Source organism: Agrobacterium tumefaciens str. B6 (assembly GCF_001541315.1).
Lineage (GTDB): Bacteria > Pseudomonadota > Alphaproteobacteria > Rhizobiales > Rhizobiaceae > Agrobacterium > Agrobacterium radiobacter.
The window spans coordinates 374,176-393,700 of record NZ_LMVK01000023.1 but is presented as its reverse complement, the minus strand read 5'-3'; the positions used below and the strand labels follow the sequence as shown (position 1 = coordinate 393,700).

Genomic DNA, 19,525 nt, shown 5'->3' with positions numbered 1-19,525 from the left:
TTTCGCGGTCTGGAGGAGACCGCGACGGGAGGAGTCGAATGGATATAACCGAAACGCCACATCTCAGCCTGCATGTTCCCGAACCTGCGGTACGACCCGGCGACCAGCCGGATTTCTCCAATGTGAAAATACCCAAGGCCGGCTCCGTGCCACGCCCGGAGGTGGATGCCGCCCCTGAAAGCATGCGCGATCTCGCCTATTCGATCATCCGTGTCCTCAATCATCAGGGTGAGGCCGTCGGGCCGTGGGCCGGGCTGCTCTCGGACGAGGAATTGCTGGTGGGCCTCAAAAACATGATGCGGCTGCGGGCTTTCGATGCCCGCATGCTGATGGCGCAGCGGCAGGGCAAGACGTCCTTCTACATGCAGCATCTGGGCGAAGAGGCTGTCAGTTGCGCTTTCCGCAAGGCGCTTTCCAAAGGCGACATGAATTTCCCGACCTACCGGCAGGCAGGCCTGCTGATCGCCGATGACTATCCGCTCGTCACCATGATGAACCAGATTTACTCCAACGAGCTCGACCCGCTGCACGGGCGGCAATTGCCGGTTCTCTATTCCTCAAAGGAACACGGCTTCTTCACCGTGTCCGGCAATCTTGCCACACAATATGTGCAGGCGGTCGGCTGGGCGATGGCCTCGGCCATCAAGGGCGATACGAAAATCGCGGCCGCCTGGATCGGCGACGGTTCGACGGCGGAGTCGGATTTTCACTCGGCAATGGTCTTTGCCTCCACCTATAAGGCGCCGGTCATCCTCAACATCGTCAATAACCAATGGGCGATTTCCACCTTTCAGGGCATTGCGCGCGGCGGTTCTGGCACCTTTGCGGCGCGCGGGCTGGGTTTCGGCATTCCCGCACTCCGGGTCGATGGCAATGATTATCTCGCCGTTTATGCCGTTGCGCGCTGGGCCGTGGAACGGGCGCGCCGCAACCTCGGTCCGACGCTGATCGAATATGTCACCTATCGTGTCGGCGCCCATTCCACCTCGGATGATCCGAGCGCTTATCGCCCCAAGACGGAGTCCGAGGCGTGGCCCCTGGGCGACCCGGTTCTGAGGCTCAAGAAACATCTCGTCCTGCGCGGCGTCTGGTCGGATGAACGGCACCGGCAGGCGGAGGCGGAAATCGCCGATGAGGTGCTGGAAGCCCAGCGCGAGGCGGAAAGCCACGGCACGCTGCATGAGGGCGGCAAACCGCCGAAAAAAGATATTTTCGAGGGCGTCTACGCCGAGATGCCGCCGCATCTCGCCCGCCAGCGCCAGAAGGCAGGGTGGTGAGACATGACAAGAATGACGATGATCGAAGCCGTCCGCAGCGCCATGGATGTGTCCATGGAGCGCAGCGACGACGTGGTGGTTTTCGGTGAGGATGTGGGCTATTTCGGCGGGGTCTTCCGCGCCACGCAGGGGCTACAGGGAAAATACGGCAAGACCCGCTGTTTCGATGCGCCGATCAGCGAATCCGGCATTGTCGGCACGGCGATCGGCATGGCTGCTTATGGTCTGCGCCCTTGCGTCGAAATCCAGTGCGCCGATTCCATGTCCCCCGCCTATGACCAGATCACCCAGGAAGCGGCGCGTATCCGTTATCGCTCCAACGGCGATTTCACCTGCCCGATTGTTCTCAGAATGCCGACGGGCGGCGGCATTTTTGGCGGGCAGACGCACAGCCAGAGCCCCGAGGCGCTCTTCACCCATGTCTGTGGGCTGAAGGTGGTGGTCCCTTCCAATCCCTATGACGCCAAGGGGCTGCTGATCGCATCCATCGAAGACCCCGACCCCGTGATGTTTCTGGAGCCGAAGCGGCTTTATAATGGCCCCTTCGACGGGCACCATGACCGGCCGGTAACGCCCTGGTCCAAACACGAGATGGGCGAGGTGCCGGAAGGTCACTACACCATTCCCATCGGCAAAGCCGAAATCCGCCGCCCCGGAAATGGTGTCACCGTCATCGCTTATGGCACCATGGTGCATGTGGCGCTGGCGGCGGCGGAAGAGACGGGTGTGGATGCCGAGATTATCGACCTTCGCAGCCTCTTGCCGCTCGATCTCGATACCATCGTGAAATCGGTTTCGAAGACCGGCCGCTGCGTCATGGTGCATGAGGCAACGCTGACCTCCGGCTTCGGAGCGGAAGTCGTATCGCTGGTGCAGGAACATTGTTTTTATCATCTCGAGGCCCCCGTCGTCCGCGTCGCCGGCTGGGATACGCCTTATCCCCATGCGCAGGAATGGGACTATTTTCCGGGACCTGCCCGCGTCGGGCGAGCCCTTGTCGAAGTCATGGAGGCCTGATTATGGCGGAATTTATTCTCACTATGCCTGATGTCGGTGAAGGTGTGGCGGAAGCCGAACTGGTGGAATGGAACGTCAAACCGGGTGATCTCGTCCATGAGGACATGGTGCTGGCCGCGGTGATGACGGACAAGGCGACGGTTGAAATTCCTTCGCCCGTGGCGGGCGTGGTCACTTGGCTTGCCGTGACGGTTGGAAACACCGTGCCGGTGAAGGCGCCGCTCCTGCGCATTGAAACCGATGTCGCAGCCGTCGCGCCCAATGGCAGCATGCCGGAAGCGGAAGCACCCATCCAGATGACGGAAGCGCCTGCCGATATGACAGACACGCCGCCACCCGTTGAAACCCAGCCGACGGCACGAGAGCCCGAGGAGGCGCCACCGGCGCCCGCAGCCGAACTGCACCATAAACCGCTGGCATCCCCCGCCGTCCGCCAGCGCGCCGACGATCTCGATATCGATCTCGCACAGGTCAAGGGAACGGGCCCGGATGGGCATATTACCCATGCCGATCTCGACGGGTTTTTAACCGTGCGGGGGCGGCCTGAACGCCCCGAGCCGATAGCGCCCCACGATAGCGCCGTCGAGGAGGTGAAGGTGACCGGGCTCAGGCGCAAGATTGCCGAGAAGATGGTGCTTTCCGCCTCCCGAATTCCCCACATCACCTATGTCGAGGAAGTCGACGTGACCGATCTGGAGGATTTGCGGGCGACCATGAACGGCAACCGCCGTTCCGGGCAACCGAAGCTGACGATCCTGCCGTTTCTGATGCGCGCGCTGGTGAAAGCCGTTGCGGATCATCCCGGCATGAATGCCACATTTGATGACGAAAAAGGGGTCGTCAGCCACTATGAAGCCGTTCATATCGGCATCGCCACGCAGACGCCGTCGGGCCTGACGGTCCCGGTCGTGCGTCACACGGAAACGCTCGGCCTCTGGGAATGCGCAGAGGAAGTCGCGCGCGTTGCAGAAGCCGCCCGCACCGGCACGGCGCATCGGGAAGAACTGATGGGCTCCACCATCACCATCAGTTCGTTGGGAGCCCTGGGCGGCGTCGTTTCGACGCCCCTCATCAATCACCCCGAAGTGGCGATCATCGGCGTCAACAAGATCATGACGCGGCCAGTCTGGGATGGAATTCGCTTTGTGCCGCGCAAGATGATGAACCTGTCTTCCAGCTTCGATCACCGTGTCGTCGACGGCTGGGACGCGGCGGTCTTCATCCAGGCCGTCAAGGCACTGCTGGAGAAGCCCGCGCTGATTTTCATCGAGTGAAGGAGACCGGCGACCACTCCGCCACGCGCTTCTCATCCCTGTGCTCGTCACAGGGATCCTTCCAGCCCAGGCCCTTGGGTTGAAAGGGGTCTCTCCGCCGCGCAGACACGCGTCGGCTGGATTTCTGTGACGAGCACAGGAATGAGGGGGTGAGTTTTTAAGCCGCCGTTTTCGACCTTCACGGAACTGTTTCGCTGTCGGTATAGGCTTGCGTTCGTCATCTTCGGGTATAGAAGAGAAGAACGAGAAGCATGTTTTCTCACCATGATCATAGTGGCGGAAGAGGGCGCTCCGGTGCCCGGCGGTCCGCCCTCCGCCGGCAACCGAACGAAGAAGGTCCTCCCATGCAAACTCCCAGACCCGTTGTCCTGACTATTCTCGATGGCTGGGGGCTGAGTGAGGATACATCCAGCAATGCGCCTGTTCTGGCGAACACGCCGACCATGGACCGGCTTTTTGCCACCTGCCCGAATGCGACGCTGACCACCTTCGGCCCGAATGTCGGCCTGCCCACCGGGCAGATGGGCAATTCTGAAGTGGGCCACACCAATATCGGCGCGGGCCGCATCGTTGCCATGGATCTCGGCCAGATCGATCTGGCGATCGAGGATGGCAGCTTTTTCCGCAATGCGGCGATGCTTGATTTCGCAGCCAGGGTAAAAGCCGCGGGCGGTGTGGCGCATCTGATGTGCGTGGTTTCCGATGGCGGCGTCCATGGCCATATCCTTCACGGCCAGGCGGCGGTGAGGTTGATGATCAGCCACGGCCTGAAGGTCGTGGTGCATGCCATCACCGATGGCCGCGACGTCGCGCCGCAATCGGCTGAAGATTTTGTGGCGGCGCTGGGAGCGAGCCTGCCGCCAGGGGCCAGCCTCGGCACGGTAATCGGCCGGTATTATGCGATGGATCGCGACAATCGCTGGGAGCGCGTCGAGAAAGCCTATGACGCCATGGTTCTGGCGAAAGGCGAACACGCGCGGGATGCGGTGAGCGCCGTTGCCCAGAGCTACAAAAACAATGTCACCGACGAATTCATCCTGCCGACTGTGATCGATGGTTATGAAGGTTTCAAGGCTGGCGACGGCCTGTTTTGCCTGAATTTCCGCGCCGACCGTGCGCGTGAAATCCTGCTTGCCATTGGTGCCAATGATTTCGACGGTTTTCCGCGCGAAAAGCCCGTGCTTTCGGCGCTGCTCGGTATGGTCGAATATTCCACCCGCCACAGCCATTTCATGACGACGGCCTACCCCAAGCGCGATATCGTCAATACGCTCGGCGCCTGGGTGGCAAAACAGGGGCTCACGCAGTTTCGCCTCGCCGAGACGGAAAAATATCCGCATGTCACCTTCTTCCTGAATGGCGGCAAGGAAGAGCCGGAAGTCGGCGAAGACCGCTTCATGCCGAAATCGCCGAAGGTTGCGACCTACGACCTGCAGCCTGAGATGAGCGCGCCCGAGGTGACGGAGAAATTCGTCGAGGCGATCGGCAAGGGTTACGATCTTATCGTTACCAATTACGCCAACCCTGACATGGTCGGCCATACCGGCGATCTGCAGGCTGCAATCAAGGCCTGCGAAGCCGTGGATCGCGGACTTGGTGCGGTCGTTGCCGCGCTCGAAAAAGTGGGTGGCGCGATGCTTGTCATTGCCGACCACGGCAATTGCGAAACCATGGTCGACCCGGTGACCGGCGGCCCGCATACGGCCCACACCACCAATCCGGTGCCGGTGATCCTTTTTGGCGGGCCGGAAGGTGCAAAGCTGCATGCCGGTATTCTCGCCGATGTCGCGCCCACCTTGCTGCAATTGATGAATGTGGCGCTGCCGCCGGAAATGACGGGCAAGAGCCTGATCGACCTCTAATCAAACGAGTCGCGCGGGAGCGTTCCAGCCCCGCGCGACTGCCCGTTTCCCGCGTTCGGGACGAGCGTCTTTGCTATGGCTGTTTTGCGTAGAGACGGTCGTGGACCAGCATGCCGGCAATCATGGCGCAGACGAAAAGAACGACCGGCATCAGCCCGAGGGCGAGAGCCGATAGTGCCGGGCCGGGGCAGAAACCGGCAAGCCCCCAACCGATGCCGAAAATGGCCGAGCCTGTTATGAGCGGCCGGTCGATGCGGGTTTTTGCGGGCAGGTTGAAATCCTCAGTGAGGACGGGCCTGGCAAGACGTCGGCTGAGCAGCACACCCGGCGCGGCGACCATCACAGCACCGCCGAGAACGAATATCAGGCTCGGGTCCCAATGGCCGCTTGCCACGTCGAGAAAGCCGGAAACACGGGCGGGATCGACCATGCCTGACAGCGAGAGGCCGAAGCCGAACAGCGCTCCTGCGGCCAATGCCAGGGCAACACGGGCCACGGCCGGATTTTTCATGACAGGGCTCCTGCTATCGTAGCGGCACAGATGCCTGATATCAGGAAGGTTACGGTCGCGGCGATGGAGCGCCGGGAAAATCGCGCCAGTCCCATGATGCCGTGGCCGGACGTGCAGCCGGAGCCCATGCGTGTGCCAAAACCCACCAGCAGGCCGGCAATGAGGATGAGCGGCCATGGTGCAACGAGGGTGATGGCAGGCAGCCGGCCGAATGCCGCGGCATAGATATAAGGTCCGGCCAGCAAGCCGGTGACGAAGGTGAGATCGGCAAGACGCCGCTCCTTGCCGAGCATTTTGCCCATGATCCCGCTGATGCCGGCAATACGGCCGTTAAAAAGAAACAGCATAATACTGGCAAGACCGAGCAACATGCCGCCGAAAAGAGAGGGCCAGTAGGGGCTCACAGGGTCTCCTCCTCCGGCGCGCAGAATATGGTGTAAAGGGCCTCGATCAGTTGCGCTGCTTTCGCTTCGCTCAGTTGGTAGAAGATTTGCTTGGCGTCGCGCCGGGTTTCGACCACGCCGGCTTCCCGCAGCACGCCCAGCTGCTGGGAAAGCGTCGGCTGGCGGATATCCAGCTTGACCTCCAGTTCGCCGACGGAAAATTCCCCCTGCGCCAGCGTGCAGGCGAGCATCAACCGCGCCGGGTGGGCAAGTGTTTTCAGAAGCAGCGCGACCTCGACAGCCCTCTCCTCCATGGCGGGAAGGGGAATTTCAGCAATGTGCGGAGTCTTTTCCAGCGCGTTTTCCTTTACCATGTGCTGCCCTCCAGCACGTCGAGCGGGAATTTCAGATAACGTTTGCCATTCGCTTCCGGCTCCGGCAGGCGGCCGCCGCGAATATTGACCTGCAGGGCGTGCAGAATGAGCTTTGGCATCGGCAATGTGCGATCCCGTGTTTCCCTGAGGCGGATGAAGCCCTCCTCCGTCATGCCGGCCAGATGCGGATTGCTGCGCTTCTGTTCGCCGACCGTGCTTTCCCATTTCGGAGCGCGGCCACCGGGCTGATAGTCATGGCCGGTGAAAATCCGTGTTTCGTCGGGAAGGGCGAGAATATCCTGAATAGACGCCCAGAGTTCTCTGGCGCTGCCGCCCGGAAAATCGGCGCGCGCAGTGCCTGAATCGGGCATGAAAAGCGTATCGTGCACAAAGGCGGCATCTCCCACCACATAGGTCACGGAGGCCAGCGTATGCCCGGGTGAAAACAGCACGCGCGCTTCCAGGGAGCCGATATCGAACCTGTCGCCCGCCTCGAACAGCCGGTCCCATTGCGAGCCGTCGGTTTCGAGATCCGGCCAGTTATATTTCTCCTGCCAGAGCCTCTGTACGCCGGTAACTTTCGCGCCGATCGCCGTCTGCGCACCGGTCTTCTGCTTCAGGTAATGGGCGGCGGAAAAATGGTCGGCATGGGGATGGGTATCGAGAATCCATTCCACCGACAGGCCCTGGCTCGCCACATAATCCAGAATGGCGTCGGCATTCATGGTTCCGGTTGCACCGGACTTCTCATCGAAATCATAGACCGGGTCGATAATGGCGCAGCGCTTGGTCGCAGGATCGGAAACGACATATTGCACGCTCCATGTGCGCGGATCGAAGAAGGCCTTGACGTGTGGAACCGCCGCCGCGCGTCGCTCCAGCCAGCGGGTGGCGCCGGAAAGGTCAAAGCCATGCGCCTTGCCGAAAGCCGCGATGTCGGCCCACTCGATGCGCCCATCCAGCGCTTCGCCGAGAACATGAAGCGTGAGTGCGCGCGTGCCGCCCTTGCAATGGGCAAAAACGGGGCCGTCCGCTTCCGCCATTTTCTGCTGGAAGGCGCGGATATCGGCTTCGGTGATGGCAGGGCCGCTGACCGGGATGAAGCCATATTCCATGCCTGCCGCGCTGGCGGCGCTTTTTTCCTGCACATTGCCTGGCTGACCGGGCTCTTCACCATCAGGCCGGGCATTGATGATGCTTTTATAGCCCTGGGCGGAGAGCGATTGGAAATCGGCGATCATCGGCTGGCCCGCAACGGTCAGACGCTCGTTGATCTTCACGGCATTCATCGGCATCTCCTGTTGTAATAAATTAATATATATTATTATATAATGTATATTGTTTGTTTGCAAGAGGCGAAAAGCGTCTTCGTTCCGGATATCTCCCGCTGGATTTCAGGAGAGATTCGGGAGGAAACCCTAGAGACGGGATTTCTTCGTTTTGTGACGGATGAGCGGAGATTGCCTGTATTCGGCATGCAAAAACATGCCTAGTGCCTGAAAGCACTCAGGCACAAGGCATTTCCCCGGAAGCCGGTTCGAACTTCGGCTCGTTTCAGACGGCGAGCCTGCGGCGTGTCGCTTTCCAGCCGAGACAGATGGCTGCAACAAGCAGAACCGTCTGGGCGACTACAAAGGGCGGTTCATTGCCGTTCGGTGCCAGGTTGTTGAGTGTTTCGACCTTGAGAAAGGCCTGAACGATCAACACAAACATATTGAGATAAAGGCTGATCGTGGCGGTGATCGTATAAATAATGCGCGCCCTGCCATTCAGACCGTATCCGTAAAGCGCAACCAGTGCGATTGCCAGAACGAGGGTCGAGATGATGCCGACGCCGAGTGCCGGTGTGAAATTTCCGATTGGAAACAGAAAGCCAGTGAGTGTGGTGGCGAGCGTGGTGACGAGGAAAAGCGCCATCATGCGCGGCATCCACCGCCCTGCCGCATAAGCGGGCAGGGCGATCAGTCCGGTTACGATGCCAATGAGGCTCAGGGCAACGTGCAATGTCGTGAATTGGGGAATGGTCAGTCCGAGGATCATGATGCGTCTCCCTCTATTCGGTTTGAGTTGCACGATACCGGCTGGCGGCAAGTGCATGCGACAGATTGGGCCTCAATGCTGCGCGGGCTGCAAGGAAATTTTCGAAATCGGCCGCATCCGGCAGCGAAGGAATGGTCAGGGTCTCGCCAAGATCGAGACCGGCAAGGGCCGCATCCACCATCTCGTAAACATCCATGACCATGGCGGCCGGAATGGCCTCGAGCCGCTCCTCTTCCCAGATCGCCGTGCGGGTAATACCCGGCAGGACACCCTGAACCCGCACGCCGGACGGGGAAAGCTGCGCCTGCAGCGCTTCGGTGAAGGCGAGCACAAAGGCCTTGGTTGCCGGATAGACGGCGGTAAATGCCGCCGGCATCAGGGCCGTTACCGATGTGATGTTGATGATCGTGCCTTTGCCATCGGCGGCAAGCCGCGGCGCGATCGCCGCTGCAAGCCGGGTGACGGCAAGGATATTGAGGTTGATCATCGTCGTGACATAGGCCGGGTCAAGCGCCGTGATCGCGCCTTCACCGGCAATACCGGCATTGTTGACGAGGCCTGTGATCCGCCGGTCGTCGCGCAGTCGCGCCTCGACCTTTTCGAGGTCTTCCGCCCTTGAAAGATCGGCGGAGAGAACCTCGACGGCGATATGGTGATCCTTCTCCAGCTGGGTTGCCAGTGCCTTCAGCTTTTCAGCACGCCGCGCCACGAGGATAAGATCGTGGCCGCGTTTTGCCAGACGTTCGGCATAAACCGCGCCGATGCCGTCGGACGCGCCGGTGATGAGAAATGTATTCTGTGTCATGTCCCGTGTCTCCTGTGTCCGGTTGTTTCAGGCGTTGATGAAGGCGAGGAGGTCGGCGTTGAAGCGGTCCTGATGGGTCTGCGTCAGGCCATGGTCGGCGCCTTCGTAGATTTTGAGGACCGCGTGTTTGACGATCTTGACCGTGGAGAGTGCCGAAGCGCCGACCGGCACGATCTGGTCGTCATCACCGTGCAGAACCAGCGTGGGTTTGTCGAAGGCCTTCAGATCCTGGTGGAAATCGCTTTCCGAGAAAGCGCGAATGCTGTCGAGCTGACCCTTGAGCCCGCCCATCATGCCCTGACGCCAGAATTCGTCGCGGATGCCTTGCGAAATCACGGCGCCTTCGCGGTTGTAACCGTAGAAGGGAATGGTCAAATCCTTGAAGAACTGGCTGCGATTGTCGTAGGTGCCCTTGCGGATGCCGTCGAAAACATCGATCGGCAGGCCGATGACATTGCTTTCCGTCTTCAGCATCAGCGGCGGCACCGCGCCGATGAGGGCGATCTTGGCGACGCGGGCCGTACCATGGCGACCGATATAGCGTGTGACCTCGCCGCCGCCGGTGGAATGGCCGACCAGAATGATGTCGTGAAGATCGAGCTGTTCGATCAGTTCGGCCAGATCGTCGGCATATTGATCCATGTTATTGTTATCCCAGACCTGGTCGGAGCGGCCGTGGCTGCGGCGGTCATGGGCGATGGTGCGGAAACCCTGATTGGCAAAGAACACCATCTGCGCATCCCACGTATCGGCGCTGAGCGGCCAGCCGTGGGAGAAGATGATGGGCTGGCCGTCTTTGCGACCCCAGTCCTTGTAGAAGATGTGCGTTCCGTCTCTGGTGGTGATCGTTGTCATGGCTCTCTCTCCTGTTGCAGGGAGCTTGCTTGCGTCCCGTGGGAATAGAGATACTCTGGAGACAGCCGGGGCTGGATTGGCGCTTCTGACAGAAAGCGAGCCGAAACTGACAAAACGGGGTGTGGGCGCATGGCGGGTGTAACGGGAAGCGCGCTGGAAGTCGGTCTGGTCCTCTATCGGGACTGTCAGATCGCCATGGTGCACGGCATCACCGATCTTTTTGCCATCGCATCGGTATTTTCCCAGGATCGCGGCGGACCGAAATTGCGGGTCAGCCACTGGAGCATGGGTGAGGGCGGTGAATTTTCCCGCTGTCACGACACTCATTCCGGGCACTCAGGACATCCCGACATTTTCGTTGTACCCGGCCGGTTGACGGGGCCTGCTGAAATCGAGGAAGCCGAGCCTTACGCCCGCTGGCTGCTTGATCGGCATGCGCAGGGGGCGACGCTCGCCGCCAGTTGCGGCGGCTCCTTCATGATTGCAGCCACGGGCCTCCTGTCCGGCCGCCCGGCCACCACCCACTGGCTGTTTGCCGAGCGTTTCCGCGAGCGTTTTCCCGATATCCGGCTGGAGATAGACAAGATCGTCATCGAGGATGGCGATATCATCACGGCTGGCGGGCTGATGGCGTGGACCGATCTTGGCCTGCGCATCGTCGACCGGCTGCTCGGACCTTCGGTGATGATCGAGACCGGCAAGTTCCTGCTGATCGACCCCTCGGGGCGTGAACAACGCCATTATAGCAGTTTCGCCCCAAGGCTGACGCATGGCGACGAGCCGATCCTGAAGGTGCAGCACTGGCTGCAGGCCCGTGCCGGGCGGGCGACGAGCGTTACCGACATGGCCGGCCATGCCGGGCTGGAGGAGCGGACCTTCCTGCGCCGCTTCAAGGCGGCGACAGGCATGAAGCCGATTGAATATGCCCAGCATCGGGGGGTGGGCAAGGCGCGGGAATTGCTGGATTCCACCCGCCGTTCGGTCGATCAGATCGCATGGTCGGTGGGTTATGAGGATGCCGCCGCCTTCCGCCGGGTGTTCCACCGCATTCTCGGCCTCTCACCGGGTGAATATAGAAGCCGCTTTTCCAGCAGTTCGGCCATGGCTGCGGCGTGAGGGCGGCCAACAGTCGCGGTGTGCGGAGGTCCGGCCCTTGCAATGTCGCGGGTGTTTGCTAACATGCCAGACAAGTTTAAAACAGGTGGGCCGGAATGGACGTTGAGAGCAGCGCGAAGCAGGGGGTATCGCTCGCGGCGAAAATCAGTTCGGCATTGCGGCGGGATCTGGCGGGAGGCGTTTTCCGCCCCGGTGATCGTCTTCCGAGCGAAAGCGCCCTGACGCGGGAATATTCCGTCAGCCGCACGGTGGTGCGCGAAGCCATCGCCATTCTGCGCGCCGATGGTCTCGTTGAAGCCCGCAAGGGCGCAGGCGTTTTTGCCGTCGAAGTAAAGCCGGCCAAGGAACTGCCTTTTAACGATCTGGCCGTGGGGCGAATTTCCTCGGTGATCGAATTGCTGGAATTGCGCACCGTTTTCGAGGTCGAATCCGCCGGGCTTGCGGCATCGCGCCGTTCCGCCGTGCAGGTGGAGGCGATTGTGGATGCGCACCGGCGCGTCGGCGACTGTCTTGCCGCCGGGCTGCCGACGCGGGATGCTGATTTCGAGTTCCATCTGGCAATTGCGCAGGCGACGCAAAACAGGCGGTTTCCCGAGTTTCTTCAGCTCATTCGCTCCGGCATCATTCCCCGCGGCGAATTGCAGGGGGCAGCGCCCGGGTCGCGTCCGAAGGACTACAACCTGCATCTCCAGGAGGAGCATGCGAGGATTGTCGATGCCATCATCGAAGGTGATGCCGATGCCGCCCGTCAACATATGGCGGCGCATCTGCGCGGCAGTCTTGAGCGCTACAAGGTGCTTCTGCGCTCACGCACTGCCGCTGAATGAGCCGGAAATGGCCTAGAGGTCAGTGGGTTACGCAGTCGCCCGCCGATAGAAGGCCAGGGAGGCGGCAAGCGTCAGAAGCGCGCCGCCGCAAATCCGGTCGAGCCACAGGGCTCCGGTTTTCCGCAACAGCCGGACGGCCTGCGAGCCGAGCAGGGCATATCCGAACATCACGATGAAATCGATGCCGGCGAAGATCAGCGCAAGCGCCGCATATTGCTGGATCTGCGGCGCGGCGGGATCGATGAATTGCGGCAGGAAAGCGGAAAAGAACAGATATCCCTTGGGGTTGGTGACCGCCACGAGAAAGCTCTTGAGGAAAATCGAGCGGGCGGAAGCGACCCCGTTGGCCTCTGCGGATTGAAGAGCACCATCGAGCGTGCCTCTTGAGCGCAAAAGCATGATGCCGAGGAAGGCTAGATAACAGACGCCCACCCATTTGACGACGCTGAACCAGAATTCGGAGGCGGCGAGCAAGGCACCCAATCCTAGTGCTACTGCGCCGATCAGGACGAAATCCGAGAGGACAGCGCCAGCCATGCCGATCATGGCGCGGCGTACTCCGAATCTTGAGCCATTTGCAAGCGCGAGCAAGACGGTAGGGCCGGGCGTGGCAATGCCGATAAAGGCGACCACTGCAAATGCCAGAAGTGTCACGTCAGCCATATTTTCCTCCCCCTGTCGGCACGGATGTCATCGGTGCCACCGCCCGCCCAGCTAGCCTCCGCGCATTCCGCGAAGTCGGAGAATACAGGCTTTTACGGGTGCCGCAACACAAGTGCTTTTTCCCAAAGCAACACGAAAGCCGGATGATTTCAGCATGAGATTCCTCCTCGAGGCACGCCTTTCAGAGCCCTCGGCGATGCGGATTTCACAGTCACGCGCTTGACAGCTCTCAACACCTGTGACAACTTGCGAATAGTTGTCAGACAGGATTGCGCCTTGGTCACTTGCGCAATCGATCTCTGGCAAGGGAGGAATCATGTCAAAAAGACGCCTTTCGCTTTATGGCCTGTCCGGCCAGATCGGAAGTATTGCCGTTACGCTGCTTGGATTGCTGCTACTGACCTTTTTTATCGGTCGCCTGATGCCGGCCGATCCAGTGCGGGCCATCGTTGGCGAGGATGCGACGCGCGAAACCTATGAACAGGTCTATCATGCGCTCGGTTTCGACCGTCCGCTGTGGCAGCAGTTCATCTATTATCTAGGTGATGTCTTCAGCGGCGATTTTGGAACCTCGATCCGCACCGGTCGTCCGGTCATCGAGGATATCATCAGGGTCATGCCGGCGACGATGGAGCTTGCGACCTTTGCGATCCTGATCGGTGCCGGCCTTGGCATTCCCATGGGTGTTTATGCCGCGGTCAATAAAGACCGCTGGCAGGATCATCTGGTACGTGTGCTCAGCCTGTTCGGCCATTCCATGCCGATCTTCTGGACCGGCATGATCGCGCTGATCGTTTTTTACGCCCATCTCGGCCTTGTCGGCGGCGGTGGCCGCATGGACCAGTTCTATATCGGACTGGTTGAGGAGCGGACGGGCTTTCTGCTGATAGACAGCCTGCTTGCGGGCGATATGGAGGTTTTCTGGTCGGCCATCAACCACCTGATCCTTCCCGCCGCTTTGCTCGGTTATTCCTCCTCGGCCTATATCACCCGCATGACGCGCAGCTTCATGCTGGACCAGCTGGGCCAGGAATATGTGACGACAGCGCGCGTCAAAGGTCTGTCGCAGCGGCAGACGGTGTGGCTGCATGCCTTTGGCAATATCCGGGTGCAGCTCGTCACCATCATCGCCCTTGCCTATGGTTCGCTGCTGGAAGGCGCGGTTCTCATTGAGACCGTCTTCGCCTGGCCGGGTTTCGGGCAATATCTCACCAGCAATCTTATCATCGGCGACATGAATGCCGTGATGACCTGCGTGCTTATCGTCGGCGTCATCTTCATCGGGCTCAACCTCCTGTCCGACATTCTCTACCGCTTTTTCGATCCGAGGACCCGCTGATGACGGCCCGTGCAGAAACTTCCTCTCGCCTTCCCGTGCCCTTGAACGCGCTGAAGAACATCGTTGTTTTCCTGCTGAAAAGCCCGACATCGGCTTTCGGTCTGGCCGTCCTGCTGCTTCTCGTCATCGCCGCTGTTTTCGCGCCCTGGCTTGCGACGCATGACCCCTACGCGCAGGATCTCGCCAATACGCTGCAGGCGCCCGGCAACGGCCATGTCTTCGGCACGGATGAGCTGGGGCGCGACATCTATAGCCGCCTTCTCTGGGGCGCGCGCATCACGCTCACCATCATCTCGCTGGTATCGATCATTGTTGGTCCCGTCGGCCTTCTGGTCGGCACGGCCTCCGGTTATCTCGGGGGCAAGTTCGACACGGTGATGATGCGCATCACGGATATCTTCCTGTCGTTCCCGAGCCTCATCCTGTCGCTTGCCTTCGTCGCAGCGCTCGGGCCGAGCCTCAACAATGCGATCATTGCCATCGCGCTCACCTCATGGCCGCCGATTGCGCGCCTTGCGCGCGCCGAGGCCATGACCTTCCGCAAGGCGGATTATATTGCCGCTGCGCGGCTTCAGGGCGCGTCGCCTCTGCGCATCATCGTCAAGTCGATCATGCCCATGTGTCTGCCCTCGGTCCTCATCCGCCTGACGCTGAACATGGCGACCGTCATTCTCACCGCCGCCGGCCTCGGCTTTCTCGGTCTCGGCGCGCAGCCGCCGTTGCCGGAATGGGGGGCGATGATCGCCACCGGCCGCCGTTACATGCTGGATAGCTGGTGGCTGGTGACCTTCCCCGGCGTTGCGATCCTGTCCGTCAGCCTCGCCTTCAACCTTCTGGGAGACGGCCTGCGGGATGCGCTCGACCCGAAGCAGATGAACCGGAGATAGGTCATGGAAAAGCCAATTCTTGACGTCGAAAATCTCCGCATCCGTTATGGCGGCTCACCCACCGAGGCGGTGCGGGGCATTTCCTTCACCCTTGGCCGGGAACGGCTTGGTATCGTCGGTGAAAGCGGCTCGGGCAAATCCACCGTCGGCCGCGCCTTGCTGCGCCTTTTGCCATCGGCGACGATCACCGCCGACAGGCTGGATTTCGATGGCCTCGATCTTCTCTCGCTCGATGAGAAAGAGATGCTGAAGGTTCGCGGCCGGCGCATGTCGATGATCCTTCAGGATCCGAAATTCTCTCTCAATCCCATCCGTCGGGTCGGCGATCAGGTAACGGAAACCTATCTGCGCCACTTCAAGGCTTCGAAACAGGAAGCCCGGGAAAAGGCGCTGGCCATGCTCGATGCGGTGAAAATCCGCGATGCCGCCCGCGTTTACGAGCAATATCCGCATGAAATCTCCGGCGGCATGGGCCAGCGCGTCATGATCGCCATGATGCTGCTTGCCGATCCCGATCTCGTCATTGCCGATGAGCCGACGTCGGCGCTTGACGTGACGGTGCGGCTGCAGGTGCTGAATATTCTCGACGGTCTCGTGCGCGATCGCGGCATCGGCCTCATCATGATCAGCCACGACCTCAATCTCGTGCGCAATTTCTGCGACCGGGTGCTCATCATGTATTCCGGCCGGGTGGTGGAAACGCTGGCCGCGCGCGATCTCGATCGGGCGCAGCATCCCTATACGCGCGGCCTGCTGGCGGCGCAGCCGCGCATTGGCGGTACGCGTGCGCCGCTTGCGGTGCTGGACCGTCGCCCCGAATGGCTGGAGGAGAACGTATAATGGCCGTTTCCGTCGAAACCCGCGATCTCTCCATCACTTTCGGCAGCGGCCACACGGCGCTGAAAGTGCTGCCTTCCGTATCCTTCCGCGTCGAGCCGGGCGAGTGCTTCGGGCTGGTCGGCGAAAGCGGTTCGGGCAAATCCACCGTGCTTCGCTGCGTCTCCATGCTCAACGATTTCTGGACCGGCGATATCCTTATCGACGGCAGATCGGTGCGCGACATGCCGCTGATCGAGCGGTGCCGCATGCTGCAGATGGTGTTTCAGGACCCCTATGGTTCCCTGCATCCCCGCCAGTCGGTGCGCACCGTGCTTTCGGAATCGCTTGCGATCCACAAGCTTGGCGACCGCGAAGAGCGCATGCGCAAGGTCATCACCGATGTCGGCCTGCCCGTATCGTTTCTGGATCGTTTCCCGCACCAGCTTTCCGGCGGCCAGCGGCAGCGCGTGGCGATTGCGCGGGCGCTGATTCTCGAGCCGTCGCTGTTACTGCTCGATGAGCCGACGTCTGCGCTCGATGTCTCGGTGCAGGCGGAAATCCTCAACCTGCTGCAGCGGCTGCGCGAAGAGCGCGGCTTTACCTATATCATGGTGACCCATGACCTCGCCGTCGTCGATCACATGTGCGACCGGTTCGCGGTGATGCTGCGCGGCGAAATCACCGAAATCCTGCCGCGCGAGGCCATCGCCGACAATCGCGCGACGCATCCCTATGCGCGTGAATTGATCGGCGCTTCGCTGGAATATGAAGGCGCGTGACGGCTCCAAGAACGTGACCGTCCTCCTCCGGGGCGTCACGGATAATAACATCCTCCTTCCTTGCCCGGCCTCCCCGCCGGGCATTTTTTTGGAGGTAGCTAGGCGGGATGGCGGGCCGCCAACTGCGCCTAGGCTGCTGACATAGTGCGAGACCGGCCTTTCCGTCATGCCGGACTTGATCCGGCATCCAGCCACGGCGCGTCCGCGCCGTGAACGGACTCTCTCGCGATCAAGGACTTGATCGCACTAGACCCCGGATCTAGTCCGGGGTGACGGAGTGCGGAGGCTTCGCTTGCGCCTAACACATTGGGTGAGTGGGGCTTTGTTACAGCAAAAAGGCGCGGGGTTAGCCGCGCCTTTTTATTCGCAGATAGGACGGCCGATTACCGCTCCTTGCTCACCTCTTCAAACCGCGAAAGCCAGGGGCTGACGATCATGCCCTTGATGTCGCTGCGGAAGGCGGCGGTGTCGATGACTTCGGAGAAGGGCTGGATCGACATGACAGTCTCGTCCATATAGCCCTGCAGGTCCTCATAAAGCTTCGTCTGTTTTGCCACATCGCGCTCGACCAGCGCTTCCTCGATCATCTTGTTCAGTTTCTCATCGAAGAAACTGGTGCGCCAGCTCTGGTAATTGGTGAGCTTGGCATCGTCGGCATTGTTGGGGTTATAGGCGATCGAGCGCAGGTTGTTGTCCGGATGCGGCTGCTGGCCGCCGCCGCCGCGCCCGAGCAGCAGTTCGAAATTCCGTTCGCGCATTGCACCGTAAATCTGGTCGCCCGAGCCGCTGATCAATTCAGCCTGAATGCCGGCCTGGGCAAGCGTGTTCTGGATCGCCGTTGCCGCCTTCATGAAGGGATCTTCCGAAAGAACGCGCAGCGTGGTTTTGAAACCATTGGGATAACCAGCCTCGGCCAGAAGCGCCTTGGCTTTTTCGACATCGAGCTTGTAGCCCTGATCGGGCAGCGCGCCCATGACACCGGTGCTGAGGGAGCGCTGATGCAGCTTGCCGTAATAGGGCATGACCGCCTTGTCGAGGCCGTCGTAATCGATCAGGTAACGCAGGGCCTCGCGCACCTTCTTGTTCGCGAATTTCTCATCCTTCATCGAAACGCTGAGGTAATAAAAACCGGAGCCGGGCGTGGATTCGATGGTGACGGCCTTGTCGGCCTCAAGCGATTTCAGGTCCGGGGCCTGCAGGGAGTAGGCAACGTCGATATCGCCCTTTTCCAACATCAGGCGCTGCGACTGCGATTCCGGCAGATGGCGCATGAGGATGCGTTTCATCTTGGCCTTCTCACCCCAATAATCGTCGTTGCGGGTGAGGATGATATATTCGTTGGACTTCCATTGGGTGAGCTTGAAGGGACCGGAACCGGCGGAATTCAGCGTCAGCCATGCGCCGCCGAGATCGCCGTCCTTTTCATTGGCAAGCGCCGTCTGGCTGTCGATGATCGAGCCCGGACCATTCTGTGCAAGAATCATCAGCAGCAGATTGGGATCATCGGGCTTTGGAATATTGAGCACGAAGGTCTGGTCGTTTTCGGCAACGAAGAGCTTGTCGGCCTCTTCCAGCTTGAAACCGCGCGTTTTGAGGAAAGACGATTGCGCCAGATTGCGGGCGAGCAGCCGCTTCAGGCTCCACGCTACATCCTTTGCCGTCACGGCGTTGCCGGAGGCGAATTTCGCATCGCGGCGCAGATGGAAACGGATGGATTTGCGATCTTCGGCAATTTCAAAGCGTTCGGCAAGGCGTGGCTGGACGCTGCGATCTTTCGGTGAAAGTACCACCAGCGTGTCATAAACGTTGTTCAGAACCTGCACGGTCTCGCGGCCGGTAATGGCGGCGGGATCAAGGGTCAGGATGTTGCTCATGGTCGTGGCGACGATGAGCTGGTCTTTCGGCGTTTCGGCGAAAACACTGAGCGGCATCGCGCCGATCAGCAAGGCGCCAAGCGCTGCGGTTGCAAGAAAATGTTTCATTTTTCCTCCCAATACGGCCGGTTCATACGGCCTTTCCACGTTTTGATCCACGCGCCTGGTTCCTCCACAGGTGTCGCATGATCAGCCAAGAATCTCTCTGACCGGGTCTGCGAGCGCTCGCCCGATTGCGGCCGTTGCCGGCGCATCCAGATGCACGCCATCCACCGGTGAGGCGCTGGCGACCGATCCGGCATCGAAGAAGTGATGCCCCAGTTCGGCGGCGAGTTTGCGGTAAAGCGGCGCAAGCCGTAGCGATTGCGCGATATCCCGCCCGCCGGCCGGCTCTTCGCCAGGACCTGCAACGCAGGGCGGCGGGGCGACGATCAGCAGTTTCGGCACTGCCTCGCGCGGTTTGTAGATGAAGGTCTCGACGATCTGCGCCAGTCGCCGCATACCGGCAACCGCCGCTTCCGCGCGTCCGCCATGCACCGGTTTGATGTCGTTGGTGCCGAGCATGATGATGACGAGATCGAGCGGCATATGGCACGACAGCGCGACTTCAAGCGCCCGCGCGCCATTGCGGCAGGTGGGGCCGGTATGATCGTCATAACAGGTGGTGCGCCCGCCAAGGCCCTCGGGGTGAACCTTCGCCTTTCCCGCGAGCTCTGCCTCCAGTACCTCCGGCCAGCGGTGTTCGGCCGGGTGCCGGAGGCCCGTTGCCGGGTCTGCGCCCCAGGTGAGGCTGTCTCCGAAGGCGAGCACGGTTTTCATCGCC

The 19,525-nt window shown here is 60.7% G+C and carries 20 protein-coding genes; 10 read left to right on the top strand and 10 right to left on the bottom strand.

Features of this window, described 5'->3' with window-relative positions; all coding sequences use genetic code 11:
• Nucleotides 1–38: 38 nt before the first annotated feature.
• The 4 genes from ASB65_RS17870 (at nucleotide 39) to gpmI (ending at nucleotide 5,430) form a co-directional block, all read left to right on the top strand.
• Nucleotides 39–1,277, top strand: coding sequence for a 3-methyl-2-oxobutanoate dehydrogenase (2-methylpropanoyl-transferring) subunit alpha (locus tag ASB65_RS17870; RefSeq protein WP_060724886.1), 1,239 nt, complete (start codon nucleotides 39–41; stop codon nucleotides 1,275–1,277).
• 3 nt (nucleotides 1,278–1,280) lie between these two features.
• A complete protein-coding gene (locus tag ASB65_RS17865) occupies nucleotides 1,281–2,294 on the top strand; it encodes an alpha-ketoacid dehydrogenase subunit beta (protein WP_060724885.1) in 1,014 nt (337 codons plus the stop codon).
• A gap of 2 nt (nucleotides 2,295–2,296) precedes the next feature.
• Nucleotides 2,297–3,568, top strand: a complete 1,272-nt coding sequence (locus ASB65_RS17860) for a dihydrolipoamide acetyltransferase family protein (protein ID WP_060724884.1) — start codon at nucleotides 2,297–2,299, stop codon at nucleotides 3,566–3,568.
• 344 nt (nucleotides 3,569–3,912) lie between these two features.
• Nucleotides 3,913–5,430: a 2,3-bisphosphoglycerate-independent phosphoglycerate mutase gene (gpmI, locus tag ASB65_RS17855; protein ID WP_060724883.1), complete on the top strand. Its 1,518-nt coding sequence runs from the start codon at nucleotides 3,913–3,915 to the stop codon at nucleotides 5,428–5,430.
• Between the two features lie 73 nt (nucleotides 5,431–5,503).
• Here the strand turns inward: gpmI and ASB65_RS17850 are convergent, their stop codons facing one another.
• The 7 genes from ASB65_RS17850 to ASB65_RS17820 all read right to left on the bottom strand — a co-directional run bounded on the left by ASB65_RS17850 (nucleotide 5,504) and on the right by ASB65_RS17820 (nucleotide 10,398).
• On the bottom strand, nucleotides 5,504–5,941 hold the full coding sequence (locus tag ASB65_RS17850; protein WP_060724882.1) for a YeeE/YedE family protein: 438 nt from the start codon (nucleotides 5,939–5,941) through the stop codon (nucleotides 5,504–5,506).
• Nucleotides 5,938–6,345 (bottom strand): YeeE/YedE family protein, encoded by a 408-nt coding sequence (locus ASB65_RS17845; protein ID WP_060724881.1) that lies wholly within the window; start codon nucleotides 6,343–6,345, stop codon nucleotides 5,938–5,940. Before ASB65_RS17845 ends, ASB65_RS17850 begins: the two co-directional genes overlap by 4 nt.
• Complete coding sequence (gene bigR / locus ASB65_RS17840) at nucleotides 6,342–6,698, bottom strand: sulfite-sensing transcriptional repressor BigR (protein ID WP_003506973.1); 357 nt, start codon at nucleotides 6,696–6,698, stop codon at nucleotides 6,342–6,344. The genes ASB65_RS17845 and bigR overlap by 4 nt, the downstream gene beginning before the upstream one ends.
• Complete coding sequence (gene blh, locus ASB65_RS17835; RefSeq protein WP_060724880.1) at nucleotides 6,692–7,987, bottom strand: bifunctional sulfur transferase/dioxygenase Blh; 1,296 nt, start codon at nucleotides 7,985–7,987, stop codon at nucleotides 6,692–6,694. Before blh ends, bigR begins: the two co-directional genes overlap by 7 nt.
• 265 nt (nucleotides 7,988–8,252) lie before the next feature.
• On the bottom strand, nucleotides 8,253–8,738 hold the full coding sequence (locus ASB65_RS17830) for a hypothetical protein (RefSeq protein ID WP_003506968.1): 486 nt from the start codon (nucleotides 8,736–8,738) through the stop codon (nucleotides 8,253–8,255).
• 13 nt (nucleotides 8,739–8,751) lie between these two features.
• A complete protein-coding gene (locus ASB65_RS17825; RefSeq protein WP_060724879.1) occupies nucleotides 8,752–9,543 on the bottom strand; it encodes an SDR family NAD(P)-dependent oxidoreductase in 792 nt (263 codons plus the stop codon).
• A gap of 27 nt (nucleotides 9,544–9,570) precedes the next feature.
• The gene (locus ASB65_RS17820) at nucleotides 9,571–10,398 is read right to left on the bottom strand and encodes an alpha/beta fold hydrolase (protein ID WP_060724878.1); all 828 of its coding nucleotides are present in this window, start codon (nucleotides 10,396–10,398) and stop codon (nucleotides 9,571–9,573) included.
• 129 nt (nucleotides 10,399–10,527) lie between these two features.
• On the opposite strand from ASB65_RS17820, the gene ASB65_RS17815 reads away from it, so the two are divergent.
• Both ASB65_RS17815 and ASB65_RS17810 read left to right on the top strand, forming a co-directional pair.
• Nucleotides 10,528–11,514, top strand: coding sequence for a GlxA family transcriptional regulator (locus ASB65_RS17815; protein ID WP_060724877.1), 987 nt, complete (start codon nucleotides 10,528–10,530; stop codon nucleotides 11,512–11,514).
• A gap of 95 nt (nucleotides 11,515–11,609) precedes the next feature.
• Nucleotides 11,610–12,341, top strand: a complete 732-nt coding sequence (locus tag ASB65_RS17810; RefSeq protein ID WP_060724876.1) for a FadR/GntR family transcriptional regulator — start codon at nucleotides 11,610–11,612, stop codon at nucleotides 12,339–12,341.
• Nucleotides 12,342–12,368: 27 nt separating this feature from the next.
• On the opposite strand, the gene ASB65_RS17805 is transcribed toward ASB65_RS17810, so the two are convergent.
• Nucleotides 12,369–13,004 (bottom strand): LysE family translocator, encoded by a 636-nt coding sequence (locus tag ASB65_RS17805; RefSeq protein WP_003506960.1) that lies wholly within the window; start codon nucleotides 13,002–13,004, stop codon nucleotides 12,369–12,371.
• Between the two features lie 316 nt (nucleotides 13,005–13,320).
• Between ASB65_RS17805 and ASB65_RS17800 the strand changes: the two genes are divergently transcribed.
• Genes ASB65_RS17800 through ASB65_RS17785 form a run of 4 tightly spaced genes read left to right on the top strand, consistent with a single transcriptional unit; the run spans nucleotide 13,321 to nucleotide 16,828 of the window.
• The gene (locus ASB65_RS17800) at nucleotides 13,321–14,343 is read left to right on the top strand and encodes an ABC transporter permease (protein ID WP_020813144.1); all 1,023 of its coding nucleotides are present in this window, start codon (nucleotides 13,321–13,323) and stop codon (nucleotides 14,341–14,343) included.
• A complete protein-coding gene (locus ASB65_RS17795) occupies nucleotides 14,343–15,230 on the top strand; it encodes an ABC transporter permease (RefSeq protein WP_003506957.1) in 888 nt (295 codons plus the stop codon). Before ASB65_RS17800 ends, ASB65_RS17795 begins: the two co-directional genes overlap by 1 nt.
• 3 nt (nucleotides 15,231–15,233) lie before the next feature.
• Entirely contained in the window at nucleotides 15,234–16,070 is an 837-nt protein-coding gene (locus tag ASB65_RS17790; RefSeq protein WP_060724875.1) for an ABC transporter ATP-binding protein, read from the top strand.
• Complete coding sequence (locus ASB65_RS17785; protein WP_003506952.1) at nucleotides 16,070–16,828, top strand: ABC transporter ATP-binding protein; 759 nt, start codon at nucleotides 16,070–16,072, stop codon at nucleotides 16,826–16,828. The genes ASB65_RS17790 and ASB65_RS17785 overlap by 1 nt, the downstream gene beginning before the upstream one ends.
• Nucleotides 16,829–17,211: 383 nt before the next feature.
• Here the strand turns inward: ASB65_RS17785 and ASB65_RS17780 are convergent, their stop codons facing one another.
• Both ASB65_RS17780 and ASB65_RS17775 read right to left on the bottom strand, forming a co-directional pair.
• Nucleotides 17,212–18,810, bottom strand: coding sequence for an ABC transporter substrate-binding protein (locus ASB65_RS17780; RefSeq protein WP_020813147.1), 1,599 nt, complete (start codon nucleotides 18,808–18,810; stop codon nucleotides 17,212–17,214).
• Between the two features lie 81 nt (nucleotides 18,811–18,891).
• Entirely contained in the window at nucleotides 18,892–19,521 is a 630-nt protein-coding gene (locus ASB65_RS17775; RefSeq protein WP_060724874.1) for an SGNH/GDSL hydrolase family protein, read from the bottom strand.
• Nucleotides 19,522–19,525: the final 4 nt, after the last annotated feature.

Bases quoted from the DNA above. Each gene is read 5' to 3' on its own strand.
- ASB65_RS17850 (WP_060724882.1), bottom strand. From the start codon at position 5,941: ATGAAAAATCCGGCCGTGGCCCGTGTTGCCCTGGCATTGGCCGCAGGA.
- ASB65_RS17795 (WP_003506957.1), top strand. From the start codon at position 14,343: ATGACGGCCCGTGCAGAAACTTCCTCTCGCCTTCCCGTGCCCTTGAAC.
- gpmI (WP_060724883.1), top strand. From the start codon at position 3,913: ATGCAAACTCCCAGACCCGTTGTCCTGACTATTCTCGATGGCTGGGGG.
- ASB65_RS17830 (WP_003506968.1), bottom strand. From the start codon at position 8,738: ATGATCCTCGGACTGACCATTCCCCAATTCACGACATTGCACGTTGCC.
- ASB65_RS17815 (WP_060724877.1), top strand. From the start codon at position 10,528: ATGGCGGGTGTAACGGGAAGCGCGCTGGAAGTCGGTCTGGTCCTCTAT.
- ASB65_RS17790 (WP_060724875.1), top strand. From the start codon at position 15,234: ATGGAAAAGCCAATTCTTGACGTCGAAAATCTCCGCATCCGTTATGGC.
- ASB65_RS17825 (WP_060724879.1), bottom strand. From the start codon at position 9,543: ATGACACAGAATACATTTCTCATCACCGGCGCGTCCGACGGCATCGGC.
- ASB65_RS17810 (WP_060724876.1), top strand. From the start codon at position 11,610: ATGGACGTTGAGAGCAGCGCGAAGCAGGGGGTATCGCTCGCGGCGAAA.
- ASB65_RS17820 (WP_060724878.1), bottom strand. From the start codon at position 10,398: ATGACAACGATCACCACCAGAGACGGAACGCACATCTTCTACAAGGAC.
- ASB65_RS17870 (WP_060724886.1), top strand. From the start codon at position 39: ATGGATATAACCGAAACGCCACATCTCAGCCTGCATGTTCCCGAACCT.
- ASB65_RS17775 (WP_060724874.1), bottom strand. From the start codon at position 19,521: ATGAAAACCGTGCTCGCCTTCGGAGACAGCCTCACCTGGGGCGCAGAC.
- blh (WP_060724880.1), bottom strand. From the start codon at position 7,987: ATGAATGCCGTGAAGATCAACGAGCGTCTGACCGTTGCGGGCCAGCCG.
- ASB65_RS17865 (WP_060724885.1), top strand. From the start codon at position 1,281: ATGACAAGAATGACGATGATCGAAGCCGTCCGCAGCGCCATGGATGTG.
- bigR (WP_003506973.1), bottom strand. From the start codon at position 6,698: ATGGTAAAGGAAAACGCGCTGGAAAAGACTCCGCACATTGCTGAAATT.
- ASB65_RS17800 (WP_020813144.1), top strand. From the start codon at position 13,321: ATGTCAAAAAGACGCCTTTCGCTTTATGGCCTGTCCGGCCAGATCGGA.
- ASB65_RS17860 (WP_060724884.1), top strand. From the start codon at position 2,297: ATGGCGGAATTTATTCTCACTATGCCTGATGTCGGTGAAGGTGTGGCG.
- ASB65_RS17785 (WP_003506952.1), top strand. From the start codon at position 16,070: ATGGCCGTTTCCGTCGAAACCCGCGATCTCTCCATCACTTTCGGCAGC.
- ASB65_RS17805 (WP_003506960.1), bottom strand. From the start codon at position 13,004: ATGGCTGACGTGACACTTCTGGCATTTGCAGTGGTCGCCTTTATCGGC.
- ASB65_RS17780 (WP_020813147.1), bottom strand. From the start codon at position 18,810: ATGAAACATTTTCTTGCAACCGCAGCGCTTGGCGCCTTGCTGATCGGC.